This is a genomic window from Candidatus Ichthyocystis hellenicum (genome assembly GCF_001460935.1).
Lineage (GTDB): Bacteria > Pseudomonadota > Gammaproteobacteria > Burkholderiales > 2013Ark19i > Ichthyocystis > Ichthyocystis hellenicum.
This window is the reverse complement of sequence record NZ_LN906597.1, coordinates 1778648-1792337: the sequence shown is the minus strand read 5'-3', so window position 1 is coordinate 1792337 and position 13690 is coordinate 1778648. Positions and strand designations below refer to the sequence as shown.

Genomic DNA, 13690 nt, shown 5'->3' with positions numbered 1-13690 from the left:
TTGATGGATTCAATAAGAGGAGTTTGTAGATCATTGAAAAAATGTCCTTCTTTTATTTGTAATTCTGCCGTGTTATTAGCTTTTTTCAGTAGTTTCATTGCAGTTACTGATGCTCAAATTTTTGCTGAAGGATCAGTGGAGTCTAAGTTTGCTTTGGAAGTGTGTATATTGATAGCACTAAAGTCAGCTATTGATAAAGCTAAGATAGATTATCCTGCATTGACTGAAAATGTTTCTGTTATTAATATAGAATCAGAGTTAAAGTCGGTTATTGGTGATCCATTTATTGTAGTTGGCAAACATATTGCAGAAGATGATTTGTTGACGATTGGCAATAGAGTAAGTTATTTGACGGGTGATGCAGATGATGCATTAGAGTCTCTAGGTTTAGGGATAATGTCTAATATTAATTATCCTTCCATATCTCATAATGGTGGTGTGGCCCATTTCAGTAATTGTGAAGATTTGAATAATTTCATTGCATACTCTGCTCCAACTTTTGCTGCTATACCTACCACTTCTCCTGCAGATGGTACAGTGGTTCCTGTTGGTGTGGCAGTTAAATCTTCTACAAAAATTATAATTTTTATTTGTGCAGTATCTTTACTAATATTTATACTTATTTTTTTCTCAATAAGTTCTCGATTAAAAAAATGTATTTTTGCAAGATATACTTGCTTTGGATCTAATGGAAAAGATATCGAGAGAAGAAGAAATTTAGAATCATTAGATAATGCAGGTGAAAATCATAATAATGGAGAAGAAGTTATGAAATCTTACATTGAGATTGAGGAGTTAGATTTAGAATAGGTATAATAATTATATTATCTTTTTTATATGATCCAATGTGATAGTCATTAGTGCAAACTGTATGTTAAACGTTTCTTATTGGATTAGATTTTGGTGGTCTTAAATCATAAAAATCTAGATTAAACTCCAATATTATTGTTGTGCTGAGAATGAATTGGTTTGTTTTGCCGATATGGGTAAGCTTATTAAGATCTAATAATTGATAATCTTAAATTTTTATATTTTTCCTAATTAATAAGTGTTCTGCTTATGATTTCATAACGAGGAAGAGATTTTTATGTTCAGTTACCTGTGAAGTCCAGAAGACGATCAAAATATATATTATATATCAATAGTACCGGTTAATTGAGTAAAGAAAATAAATTTTTACTATGGTGAAATAGGTGATAAATTACTAATTACTTAACTCGTGTTTGTCATTATCTTAATTTTTACAAGCTACTACTATTCACAATGAGATAAATATAACTTATGGAGTTTATAGTGGAATGCCACTTGTTGAGGTTGATGTTGCAAAAATAGACTTCTGGTAACTGATATTTGTTTGAAAGGGATATACTTAAAGATTATCCTGATAGCATTTATTATAATGCAATTGATAAATAAAGGAGTACAAGGTTTTCAGACAAAGAGGGTGAAGATATTTAGCTTACCATGTGATTTTTTATAATTTCATATTTTTGATTATACTACTAAGTTTTTTCAGACATTAAGTATGTCCCTCGTTTGTATGATTACTTAAATGATGCTATTTCTCCTATGTAAACCGCAGCAGCTATTACTTCTAGGGCAATCGATTATATATTAACATCATAATCTATTATTCAACTGTTGATTACATAATGATTTTAGAGTTTATTTTGGGGTGACTATGTGTGTGTTTGCTTCCATGATTTTATTGCCAAGATGTAAGTATTATCTTTTAAAAGTTTTTAAAGGTGAAGAATTTGTAGATAAGTAGAAAAATTATAGATGATTCAAAAATTATGTAAATTATTTCGTGATAAAAGCTTTGCATAAGTTGTATTGGGGGGGAGTTATTTTTTCATTTAGGATAATAAACTTCCAGGTGGTGACGCTATAATATTGTGTTGTTATCGAATAATCGTATTAGTTAGATTATTTTTTATTCATACATTGCAAAGGCAATAACTAGTGCGATTTTATAATTGCCTTCCTTCTCGCGCTAGTAATATGATTTGATTCTTTTCTAATCATCATGTTGATGGTTTTTTTCTGATAAAATATCGTAATCCCTTTGCCAATCTATATGCTCTGAGAAGGTTAGTAGCAAAAATTCCGCATCATCTAACATTGTTATTGTAGTTATTCCAGGTAATTCATATGCTTACTCATATCATGATGTCTAAACTCATTTTTTATAGCAATGTCGAGTCAGATCTATTCGTATAGACGGGAACGTACTTACTCATGTCAGGACGGCAATTATCTAACATGGTTACTGCTTATTTTCTTTATCTTATTGCTTTTATTTATATTAATAATAATGAGATTAAAAGATTAATACAACTCAGCTGATTCATAATACTTTTCATATTTTTAAAAAAAATTGAAAAAATATAATCTGAAAATGAGTATGATAATTGTAAGATATATATTAGTATGGCATAATTGCGCTAGGGGTATTTTCGGTTTTGTATCTAAGAATTTAATTTATATATTTTTCTATAGCATCATACTTGAATGTGTTCAATTGCTTTGGTTACACAGTGTTTTCAGGTTGATGTTTATTTCTAAAGCATATAAATGTTATTTTGTTTCTTATTTATTTATTGCTAGTTTTTATCATATTTCTTGTATAAAGTGTTCTGTGTTTATTAGATTTATATTTGTTTTTATTTATAATTTTATATCCATATGTATAATATTTTGCCGCGTTTCATCAGTAATATTCGAGGTGGTAGATATGTCTAATAGTTTTAGTTTATGGATGGCTATTATTTTTATTTCTTATGCACCTATGGTATTTTCTGCGGCTGTTTGTGATACTGTTAATGCTAGATTTTATGATTCACATAAGTGGTGGAAAGTTGTTGATATAAATGTTATTCCTTCTAATACTCCTGACAGCTGGAGATTTATCACTAAGAATATTGATAAAGGTATTTTTAGTATCAATTTGGAGGGTAATTATTATAATAATTTGACAGTTAATGTTATAAATGCCACTGGTCTTGGTGTTCAGGGTATTTCTGGTAATGACAATTGGATAGTAGTTGGGAGAGGATATGATTACGTAATAATTAAACAATATTTTATTGATGATTTTAGTGGAGCTGCTTTTCGCGTACATTTTAGGGATAAAAATACTTATGAGGATTGTACGCGTAAAATTTATAATCTATTTTATAAGGGGGCAAGTAATTATCCCATTGTAGGTGAGTGCGAGGAAGTATACATTAAAACTGCAGATAAAGGGATGGTTATTTATAGAGATGTTTTTTCAAAATATTTGAAGGTACGTAAAGATAATTATCCACAAAATGATACTTATTACATCATACTCAGTGGCTATTCAGATAAACAAGGTGCTCACATTCAGTTTTGGCATAATTATAATTCATTTATTTCTCCAGAATTTTCAGATGGATATCTATTGAAGTATCAAGATTTTGGGTCTCCAGTAGCAGGATATTTTTACGTAGCAAATAACCAAAGTACAAATGATTATTATAGCAATAGCAGTAATGGTGTAGTTTTATTATATGCATATCCAGGTTTTAATGATAGGTTACTGTGGGCTGATAATGCTAACTTAGAGCTTTCAGAAAATTTGAAATCGTATCCTACAAGATGGCGTATTATGTCATCAAAAACTGGTAAGGATTGTACGAAAGAGATTATGGATGCTAGTGCTAATAGTACATTATCTGGTAACTTTTATTCTTTTGCTACTGGGAAAAAAATTGCAATTTCATACCAACATACAGATGATAAAAAAATTGAACCAAAGTTCGATTTTGTTGACCAGAGTTATTTTCCAGATGGATCGATGGACCAAAGGGCTAATTTTATTTTATTGCCTTCAATACTTAAACTTGGATCGAGTGGTATTTGGCATCTTATGACTATTAATAATCGATGCCTTGTTGTTGACGACAATCAAAAATTGATAGATCAAGATTGTTCCCATGGAAAAACTGATATTTGGTCTTATGAAGTTTTAGGTATGTCTTCTGATATTTACTCTATGAGGATTTGTACATCACGAAATAATTTAAACACTAAGATTTGCTTAAAAAGTGATCCTAGGGGAAATATCTCTGTAGCACCTTATTCTACTACGAGTATGTATGATGATTACTTTACGATATTATTTTCTCGTTATTCTTTGGGAGTTCCTTATACCATTACAGTTAGTGGTAGGTGCATTGGGCCTGAGGATAAATATGGTTTAGTTGATACTCATCTTGAAAGTTTCTTTTGTTCATCTGATAGTTACAGGTTTAATAAAGTAACCTATATCTACCGTCCAAGTTTATTTTATAAAACTTTTAACATGGTTTACCACAATCAAAGTTTTGGTGTTGTTTCAGGATTTGATAAGTATTGTTCTACTACAACAGATAGAAGTCGTACAGTTTCATTTTCATCATGTTCTTATGGAAATAAAAATCAATTATGGTTTTTAGATGATTTGTTTCAATTTCATAATGTTGATGCTAATAAGTGCTTATTTGATAATCATTATAATGATAGTAAGGGTAATGAATCTAACGTTTTTTTGAGTGATTGTGATGGTGGAAGAAAACTAGTTGGATATCATTACTATAATGTTAGAAATAATGACCGTTACTCTGATATTTTCTTTAATTTAATCAATAAAGGAATCAACGGAGATAATTTATGTCTTCAAGTTGGTGGGCCCTACGTCTACCAAAATGATAGTGTTTTTTCAGTTAACTGTTCTCCAGATTCTTCTTCACAGTTATTTTCCGTTGATATTGGAGGGGCTGATTTTGATGACTTTGTTACTTTGGTATCTTATGACAATAGAGTGTTAGTTTTTAAAAATTTAGGTGAAGGTACATTGAAGCCATCCGCCTCATTACATGATGCTAGCAGAATAAAATTTAATGATGGTAGTGCTATATCTATTGATAATATGGGTTGTTTTAGTGGTAGTGGTGTAAATTTTGATTATGTTAAAGTTTCTCCCTGCGATGGTAGTAGTAGTCAAATTTGGAAATTATTTCCTGTTGTAGTATATGCTTCTGATTAGAAATTTTTTCTATAGATATGATTTTAATATGATTAGTGTGTTCTCTTTTGTTGCAAGGGTTTTGTGTTGTCTGTCATTTGTCTTGTTTAGCGGTACTATTTTTTCAATGTATTACCATGGCGAAAAAGCTGATGATTTTTCTGGGAAATTAGAGGTTGTTGATAATAATGGTAAAAATTACTGCTACACTGGAGCTCTTGGAGGATTATTTTCTGTATTTAGTGATAAATTGTATTTATACCTTGATTCTTGTTATAACTCTCCTCCCATTAGGTATGATATATATGGTCGCTTGTCAATCAAACTGAACTCTTTTAGCTATTGCCTGACTTATCCTAGAGACCTGTCTAGTTCATATTATAATGAGAAAAGCTGGTTGTATTTTTCTCAGTGTGATATTGGCGATGTTAATCAACAGTGGGAGTTCAGGGGTAATAACATATTTTTAAGAGGTACTGAATTAAGAATTCAACACTATAATGCTGTTTTTACTAATTCTTTCTATGGTGTGGTCTGTAATTACTCTTCAAATTGCTACGACGATTATTTGGTGTCTACGGATTTGGATAAGCACTATTCTTATCCAGATGACGTTAGTGTTTCATTGCAACTTAGATGGGAATCTGAATCTAATCGCGGAGCTTTATATTATGTAACGGCAAATGGTTGTAAGTACGAGTATAAATCTGATGGTGATTCCATTTTTTATGATCCTCATACGAGAAGGCTGTCATACTATTCATATAAAGTGAAAATGGAACATGGCCTGATATACCATGTTCCACAAAAAAAGTGTTTATCGTCACCGCTTATTAATTCAGAAAGTGACTTTGGTTGGGTGTACTGGGAAGATTGTAACGATTATATCGACGCTATCGATGGTGTTGTTTCAAGACAGAGATGGGTTCCTATAAGAATTAATGGTACTGGATTCTTTTCTGGTTACACCAATGATGCTGTGTATTGGCAGGATGATAGAGGTAATTACTTAGCTGTGAGTGATTATAGTGGTACTTTTGGTTACCTATATGTGGTAAATAGGAGAAAGATTGATCCGCATGTCATGGGTATGTCTCCTTCGGTATTTTATGTTTCATCACCATCGGGTCAGGATTGGTTATCTTTCGAGGCTCAGTCATTTTTATCATCTTTTAATGATAATGAAAAATATTGTTCACCCAACTATGATGATAGTACGCCTAGTCAAAGTTATGAATTTGGCAAGTACTTTACTATTCTTAAAATGTACGCTATGCGCGAAGATGGTCTGTATAGCTGTCGTAATGATAGTGATAGCGATAATATTATTTGTTTTATCCAAGGGGTAAATGCTTTATTTATTGTTACCCATTCACTAGATAAACAGCCTTTATATCCTGTAGATTATGATGGTACCCTTTCTAAGTTCTTGGAGACTTATCGTCATTCTTTAAGTAAAGAGACGGAGGTAAACATTATGTCTGACAAGGATCATGTTGCTTTTCTTAATTCCCTGTTTGATAAAGTTCTTCCGGGTAGGGTATATTCTCTTACCAAAGGCGTTGGAATGAGTGTTTCTGAGCTAATTGGATTCATTTATCAAAGTCAAGAGGGAATTTATGCGGTTCTTGCTCAAGATCAAACTTACAAAAATAAACGGCACTTATTTTTAGTGTTGAAAGAGTTTTCAAAAAAATTCCATGGGATTAGAATTCTTGACACTAATATTTATCATGATGATATTTCTATCCGTGATTTTACTGATAGTTTTTATGGTAGGGAGAGTTTGAGCGAGTTTTTATATCGATCTCATTTGGGTGTTGATAACATTTTTGCTTTTCGTATTATAAATTCGTTTGAAGATGATCATGTTAATCCATTTTATCCTTTGAGAGACTGCTCTGGAACCAAAAATCAATATTTATCTATTGATGCAGATAGTAGTTTTTCTGTACGAGACACTTATAGGTGCATGTACCATACCTATGATGGTAAGTTGGCTAACTCTCGTTGCTGGTACCATTAGGGGTGGAGTGAGATGCGAGACGATATTATCATTTATGCAGGTCTTCTCATGATTCGAGCTTTTTCTCGTTCCCAGTCACGTTTTTTCTCACTTTCTCGCTTGTCGTGTTGTTTTTTTCCTTTTGCTAGACCGATTTCAGCTTTTATATATCCTCTTTTACTATAATGAAGATCTAATGGTATTAGTGTGTAGCCGCGGCGTTCTGTAAGTCCTATTAGCTTACTTATTTCCTTGTGGTTTAGTAGTAGCTTGCGGGTACGTACTGGATCAGTTTTGATGTGTGTTGATGCAGATAGGAGGGGACTGATGTGAGCTCCAATTAACCATATTTCGGTATTTTTTACCAGTACATAAGCCTCCTTTATTTGGGCGCGACCAGCTCTGATCGATTTGGTTTCCCAACCCATAAGTACCATCCCAGCCTCATACTTATCTTCAATAAAATAGTCGTGAAAAGCTTTTTTATTTTGTACGATAATCATGGCTATAATATACTCCCGATGAATGGAAAAGCACATATATGGCGCACATCTACAAAGAGGCACTGCTTACTTATTCAGCGCACCAAGTGTTTTTGGTTATTGCTGATATTCCTTCGTACCCTCTATTTCTTGATTGGTGCGATGAAGCAAAAATTGACGAACGACCAAGCGATAATATGGTATGTGCTACCATTGGCATTAACTTCCACGGAATCAAGCAGTCTTTCCAGACACAAAATACCATGATTGCCGATCAATCGATAGAGCTTTCTTTGCTTAAGGGTCCATTCAAGAGATTGCGGGGTTTGTGGCTGTTAAATCCAATTGATAACCAATCCCTTTCAGGGTGTCATGTATCATTTGATATAGAGTATGAATTTTCTCACGTTATGCTTGAGAAAGCTGTTGGCCCGGTTTTTGATAAAATAACAAATAGTTTTGTAGATTCATTCGTGAAAAGAGTGAAGGATGTCTACGGAAAATTTTAATGTTAAAGTGGTTTATGCCTTAAGGGAGGAAGCTGTAATTATTTCACTTTCAGTTCCTGTGGGCAGTAGAATAGAAGATGCCATTAAGATGTCAGGAATGTTGGACCGTTTTCCTAAAATAGATCTTAATCAGCAGAAGGTGGGTATATACGGTAGGCTACACGACCTTTCTGCTGCGGTTAGTGATGGTGACAGAGTGGAAATTTATCGTCCAATATTAGTAGATCCTAAGGAAATTAGGCGGCTTCGTGCTAATAAATTGCTATTGTCCAGTGGATCCAAATCCACCTGATGCACGTTCTGATACAGCGTCGAATTCTTCTACAACGTTCCATAAAGCGCGGATGACCGGTATTATCACCAGCTGAGCAATGCGATCCATGGGTTCTATTACAAAGCTTTTGTTTGATCTATTTAGCAGTGATACCTGCAGGGATCCTTGGTAGTCAGAGTCAATTAACCCCACAGTATTGCCAAGTATTATGCCGTGTTTATGTCCTAATCCAGATCTTGGGAGCAAAATCGCTGCATACTTGGGGTCATTTATGTGGAAGCTTATTCCGCTCGGTATTAGTATGGACTCACCTTTATCCAAAGTTATAGCCGTATCAACGCAAGCTCTAATATCCATCCCAGCTGATCCATCTGTTGCATATGTGGGCATGATATTGCGTATTCTTTCGTCCAAAATTTTAACATTTATCGATAGCATCAGTATTCCTTAGGTTGTTGGGAGGTATTATTTTCCTCTGCCATAAGTAAATATATGTGTTGCATAATTTGTTGTGCAACGACTATCTTAGGGTTTTGGGTAAGTATAGTTTTTCCGTGTTCATCGTAGAGGACTACAGAATTGCTGTCCTTGCCTATGGAGTTTCTAACTAAATTTCCTACCATTAACCTAGCGTTTTTTTCTATTCGTTTTCTCTCTGAATTTTTATCCAATTCATCAGTTTCACAACAAAATCCAACACAGAATAGGTCTTTGTGCTGTTTTGCAACTAGTGCCAGAATGTCGGCAGTTTTTCTCAGCTTTATAGTGATTTCATCCTTTTTGGTGGTTTTTTTATCTGAGTATGTTACAGGTGTGTAATCTGATACGGCTGCTGCAGATATAAATATGTCTTGATTTTTAGCGCGATCATTGACCGCAGAGTACATTTCTTCCGACGTTTGAACTTTTATTACACAAGCAAACGGTGGGGGGGGGATGTGTGTTGGACCAGATACTAACGTAACCTCAGCTCCCATTTTGTAAGCTGTTTCTGCTAGGCTGTATCCCATCTTCCCTGAACTTCGGTTTGTTAAGTAGCGTACTGCGTCTATTTTTTCTATAGTCGGTCCAGCTGTAATTAGAATTTTTTTGCCACCAAAAAGGTCACCGGAGACAAGTTTATTCCTTACGTACTCAAATATGACCCTAGCCTCATGGGATCTACCGATTCCGTACTCACCGCATGCTTGTTCCCCGGTGTCCGGAGCGATCACATCGACTCCATCATGTTTAAGTATGTCAATATTTCTTTGCGTTGCAGGATTATTCCACATTTGCTTATTCATGGAAGGAGCCACTATTAGCGGAATTTTTTTAGCTAATACCGTGGTTAGAAGAGTGTTATCGGCAATGCCATGTGCCAACTTAGCAATGAAGTTAGCAGTTGCGGGTGAAATCAGTATAGCATCGGCATTTCTTGATAACTGAATGTGGGGCATTCCTGTGTCTGACTCTGCCGTACTGTCTTCACACCAAACATTTTTGTGAATTAATGACTGGAACATAGATGGGTGTATAAGATGTTGCGCTTTAGGAGATAAAATGACATCAACCTCCCAGCCATTCTTAATCAAAATCCTCACTAGCTCAAGTGATTTATAGGCCGCTACGCCTGCAGTTACACCGAGTATTAAATGTGGATTATTGGACTGCATCAAAACCTCAAAGCGGAACGGTTCCTATACAAAACCGATATTTATATAGGAAAACGTGTGGTAAAAAAAGACTAGATTAATCCTAATCATTGTAGAGTTTTTGACGTATTTCTCGGCGACGCTGCGCCTCTATGCTCAGGGCCGTTGTTGGACGGGCCAGTAAACGACGTATACCTATTGGTTCACCGGTTTCCTCGCACCAACCGTATGTGCCATCGTTGATTCTTTCCAGAGCCGTTTCTATCTTAGACAAAAGCTTACTCTCACGATTTCTTGTTCTCAATTCAAGAGCGTACTCTTCCTCTATTGTTGCACGATCCACAAGATCTGGCACTACCGGGGTATCGCGGAGATTTTCCGCTGTTTGATTAACATTTTCAAGTAACTCAGAACGCATTACTTCAAGTTTGTGCCGAAAAAATTTTATCTGTTCTTCATTCATGTACTCACTATCATCCATACTGAGCAACAACTCCTCAGTGATGATATTGTTATCCTTTTTGCTAGAGCTACTTTGTGTGGCATTATCAATCATAAATCTAAACTCCCCTACAGACACAGCAAAACATTCTGTCGAGTCAAATGTAAAAAATATACTAACCTACTAAACCAACCCCGTTTTTAGGCAGAATAAGACCAAAACGGAGCACTATGAGATCATATCACAACCGTATTACGACATCGATAGTAAGTTAGGAGAAAAACTTGGCGCGCCCGGCAGGATTTGAACCCACGACCCCTTGGTTCGTAGCCAAGTACTCTATCCAGCTGAGCTACGGGCGCGAAGAGAGGATCACATTATTCCACTGACTGTATAATTTTTGCAAGAGAATGATTATATAAAACTGTTATATGTGATTTTATTGATAAAGTATTTACTGGCCCATTATTTTTTGTGATTAAAATCACTGCAATTTTTGTCGGGGGTGGAGTTGGATCATAAGGTTATTACCCGTTGGATGAAGAAGTATTCCGTAGTATTGAAGAGATATTTTAGCTTATCTCCTACTGCAGCGGCATCTTTGTTGTTTATTATTGTTTTTTTCTTCTCATCTAAAAATTTCCACGATAAATTGGAGCATGATAATTTCAGCCAGGATGCACTGCTTTACGCTTCCCTAATACATCGCCAATTTCTAAGCGATATGGAGTTTGCTGATCCCATGTTGCTTCAATTCTTATCTAATGTTGGTAGTAGGGGCTCTTGTAGTAGATTGGAAAAGCAGTTTTCCATGCGTAGAGATTTGTTAAAAATTTTTGCTATAGATGCTAATAATAGTTTAGTTTCGGCATGTGGTACGCATATAAATCAAGAAGATATTGTGAGTGCTAGTGTTAAGAGTTTTGCCGAGAAGAATTTCAGTAATACTAGTAAGGGTAGCTTTGTTGCTGATATTTTTATTGAAGGTATGCCAATATTCCCCGAATCATCGTACTTTGTTGCCTATTATCCAAAATTTTATGATGGTAAATATGTAGGAGCTTTGGCATTTTTGTACCAATCACATAATTTTTTCTCAGATATTGTTCCTTTGCATATAGGTACTCAATCTTGTATTGAGATCATGGATAGTTCTGATAGTAAGGTTTTAGCTTCAAGCAAAGGGTGTTCTGTAATTGTAACCAAAGGTGGGAGTAATCCTTATCGTTACGAAAGGGTTACAACAATCAGGGATAATAGACATGTATTTGATTTCAGGGTTATAGGCGTAGAGCCAAGTTACTCTTCTTTAGAAAACTACATTAGATTATCTACTTGGATGATTTTGATTATTTCTGTAATTTTTTTGCTGTTTTATCGCAGTAAAAGTCATTACATTCAAACCCAAAGGCGGGATTTACTTGGATTGTCGTTGGCAGCACTTTGTGTATTTGATAGGGAATTTCGTTTTTGTAGAGTCAATGAGATTTTTACTAGCTATGCCGGGTCAATGCTTCATGTTATTGGTCAGGAGCTAACTAAGTTTGTTTCGCCAGAATGCTACGATTTGGTAGAAGAAAAGTTGAATAAAATTTTGTCTGGTTCTGTAAAACGAGTATTTTTTGAGGCAGAGTTTGTTTTTAATAATTCTTCTGATGGTTCAACAGACGGTGATAGGTATTGGTTAGTATGGGAGATTCATGATTCTTCTGATGGAGAATATTTTACCGCCATAGCTCAGGATATAACTGCTCATAAAAAAATTCAGAGAGCATTGATTAAGGAAAAAGCTTTTCGCCAAGCTATTGGCGATTCTATGATAACTGGGGTTCAGGTAACTGATATGAATGGCACAGTGACTTATGTTAATCATGCTTTTTCTTCAATGACTGGGTACTCTGTTAGTGAGTGCTTAAATACTTATCTGCCGTTTCCTTATGAACTCAATAAAGTAGGGTTTTTACTTGAGGATTTTATTAAGGAAGGATGTGATAAATCTAGATTTGGTAGTGGATTAGAAGTTCGTGTGATGAAGAAAGATGGCACAGATTTTGAGGCTCATTTATATGTTTCACCGCTTACTGATCAAAATAAGAACACTTTCGGTTGGATTTTTTCTGTGATTGATGTTACTGAGAAAAATCGTGTTCGGAGAATTTTAGAAAATAATCACCAGCAATTTACTACTGTTATTAATTCATTAGAAGCTGCAGTTTGTGTTTTTGATCAATTGCAATTGAGAGTTTTGTTTTATAATGCCTACTATCATAAGAATTTTGGATCTTCCCCAGATATGCATTTACAGTTATGTCGTTCGGTTCCTAAGGCATCTAGGTCTGGTTCGGATCAGTACGCTTCTGCTGAAGTGTATGTAGAGAGTTTGCAACGTTGGTTCGAAGTTAGGGTGAGGCTTATCCCTTGGGTTGATGGTCGTCAGCCCGTAGTAATGTCAGTTTCTACAGATATCACCAAGAGAAAAATAGCAGAGCAGTTGTATCAACAGCAACAAGAAAAAGTTCAACAAACTTCTCATTTAATTACCATGGGTGAGATGGCTTCTTCTTTATCCCACGAGCTAAATCAGCCTTTAACCGCAATTTCAAATTACAGTACTGGTTCTATTGCTCGTCTTGAGTCAGGAATGATGAACCTGGATGAGGTTCTTAAGGTTATGAGAAAGAATGCGTTTCAGGCTGATCGTGCAGGCAGGATTATTCGTAGTATTCGTGATTTCGTTAAAAAAAATGAACCACGTTTTTTTCTTTGTAATATGAATGAACTTTTGGCTGAAGCAGTGGAGTTTGCTGAAGTCGATGCATCCAAAAGAAATATTTCAATTGAACTTGTTGTCGATAGTCAATTACCTCCCATCAGTGTGGATCCTATATTGATTCAGCAAGTTTTGATTAATTTCATTAAAAACGCCGTTGATGCTATGCAAGATAGTATAGATCGTGTGATTAGGATAGAGGCACTAGTTCGTGATGAGGTTCTAGAAGTGTCTGTATTTGATCGTGGTCATGGTATTAACCCAGACGCCATGGATAAGCTATTTGCTCCATTTTTTACTACAAAGACCGAGGGTATGGGAATGGGGTTAAATATATGCAGATCGATTGTGGAATACCACAAAGGTAGGCTTTGGGCAGAAAGTAATCCTGGTGGAGGAAGTATTTTCCGATTTACCCTTCCTTGCGTGATAGACTAACTGGTGTTACGGGGGGGTTTTCGTTTAATATACCGGTTCCAGCTGCTGTTTTTTTATGGTCAATCAAGGCTTGATAATAATTCTTAATAGTGAAGGTGACTTGA

At 35.0% G+C, this 13690-nt stretch carries 10 protein-coding genes and 1 tRNA gene; 6 read left to right on the top strand and 5 right to left on the bottom strand.

What is annotated here, in order from left to right:
* The first annotated feature begins 3 nt into the window (after nucleotides 1-3).
* The 3 genes from Arg41_RS06880 (at nucleotide 4) to Arg41_RS06870 (ending at nucleotide 7058) form a co-directional block, all read left to right on the top strand.
* Nucleotides 4-810, top strand: coding sequence for a hypothetical protein (locus Arg41_RS06880; RefSeq protein ID WP_242641419.1), 807 nt, complete (start codon nucleotides 4-6; stop codon nucleotides 808-810).
* 1927 nt (nucleotides 811-2737) lie between these two features.
* Nucleotides 2738-5053, top strand: coding sequence for a ricin-type beta-trefoil lectin domain protein (locus tag Arg41_RS06875; protein WP_139057373.1), 2316 nt, complete (start codon nucleotides 2738-2740; stop codon nucleotides 5051-5053).
* A 28-nt stretch (nucleotides 5054-5081) separates the two neighbouring features.
* The gene (locus Arg41_RS06870; RefSeq protein ID WP_139057374.1) at nucleotides 5082-7058 is read left to right on the top strand and encodes a DUF1561 family protein; all 1977 of its coding nucleotides are present in this window, start codon (nucleotides 5082-5084) and stop codon (nucleotides 7056-7058) included.
* A 32-nt stretch (nucleotides 7059-7090) separates the two neighbouring features.
* Here Arg41_RS06870 and smpB read toward each other — a convergent pair whose 3' ends face one another.
* A complete protein-coding gene (gene smpB / locus Arg41_RS06865; protein WP_092343366.1) occupies nucleotides 7091-7540 on the bottom strand; it encodes an SsrA-binding protein SmpB in 450 nt (149 codons plus the stop codon).
* Between the two features lie 38 nt (nucleotides 7541-7578).
* Here smpB and Arg41_RS06860 point away from each other — a divergent pair, with 38 nt between their 5' ends.
* The gene (locus Arg41_RS06860; RefSeq protein ID WP_092343365.1) at nucleotides 7579-8028 is read left to right on the top strand and encodes a type II toxin-antitoxin system RatA family toxin; all 450 of its coding nucleotides are present in this window, start codon (nucleotides 7579-7581) and stop codon (nucleotides 8026-8028) included.
* The gene (locus Arg41_RS06855) at nucleotides 8009-8320 is read left to right on the top strand and encodes an RnfH family protein (protein ID WP_092343364.1); all 312 of its coding nucleotides are present in this window, start codon (nucleotides 8009-8011) and stop codon (nucleotides 8318-8320) included. The genes Arg41_RS06860 and Arg41_RS06855 overlap by 20 nt, the downstream gene beginning before the upstream one ends.
* Here the strand turns inward: Arg41_RS06855 and dut are convergent.
* The 4 genes from dut to Arg41_RS06835 all read right to left on the bottom strand — a co-directional run bounded on the left by dut (nucleotide 8291) and on the right by Arg41_RS06835 (nucleotide 10740).
* A complete protein-coding gene (gene dut, locus Arg41_RS06850; protein ID WP_092343363.1) occupies nucleotides 8291-8740 on the bottom strand; it encodes a dUTP diphosphatase in 450 nt (149 codons plus the stop codon). The two genes, Arg41_RS06855 and dut, sit on opposite strands and share 30 nt — an antisense overlap.
* A complete protein-coding gene (coaBC, locus tag Arg41_RS06845) occupies nucleotides 8740-9957 on the bottom strand; it encodes a bifunctional phosphopantothenoylcysteine decarboxylase/phosphopantothenate--cysteine ligase CoaBC (protein ID WP_092343362.1) in 1218 nt (405 codons plus the stop codon). Before coaBC ends, dut begins: the two co-directional genes overlap by 1 nt.
* Before the next feature lie 82 nt (nucleotides 9958-10039).
* The gene (gene dksA / locus Arg41_RS06840) at nucleotides 10040-10492 is read right to left on the bottom strand and encodes an RNA polymerase-binding protein DksA (RefSeq protein ID WP_092343361.1); all 453 of its coding nucleotides are present in this window, start codon (nucleotides 10490-10492) and stop codon (nucleotides 10040-10042) included.
* A 171-nt stretch (nucleotides 10493-10663) separates the two neighbouring features.
* Nucleotides 10664-10740 (bottom strand) — tRNA-Arg (locus Arg41_RS06835).
* 149 nt (nucleotides 10741-10889) lie between these two features.
* Here Arg41_RS06835 and Arg41_RS06830 point away from each other — a divergent pair.
* On the top strand, nucleotides 10890-13586 hold the full coding sequence (locus Arg41_RS06830) for a PAS domain S-box protein (protein WP_092343360.1): 2697 nt from the start codon (nucleotides 10890-10892) through the stop codon (nucleotides 13584-13586).
* The last annotated feature ends 104 nt before the right edge of the window (nucleotides 13587-13690 follow it).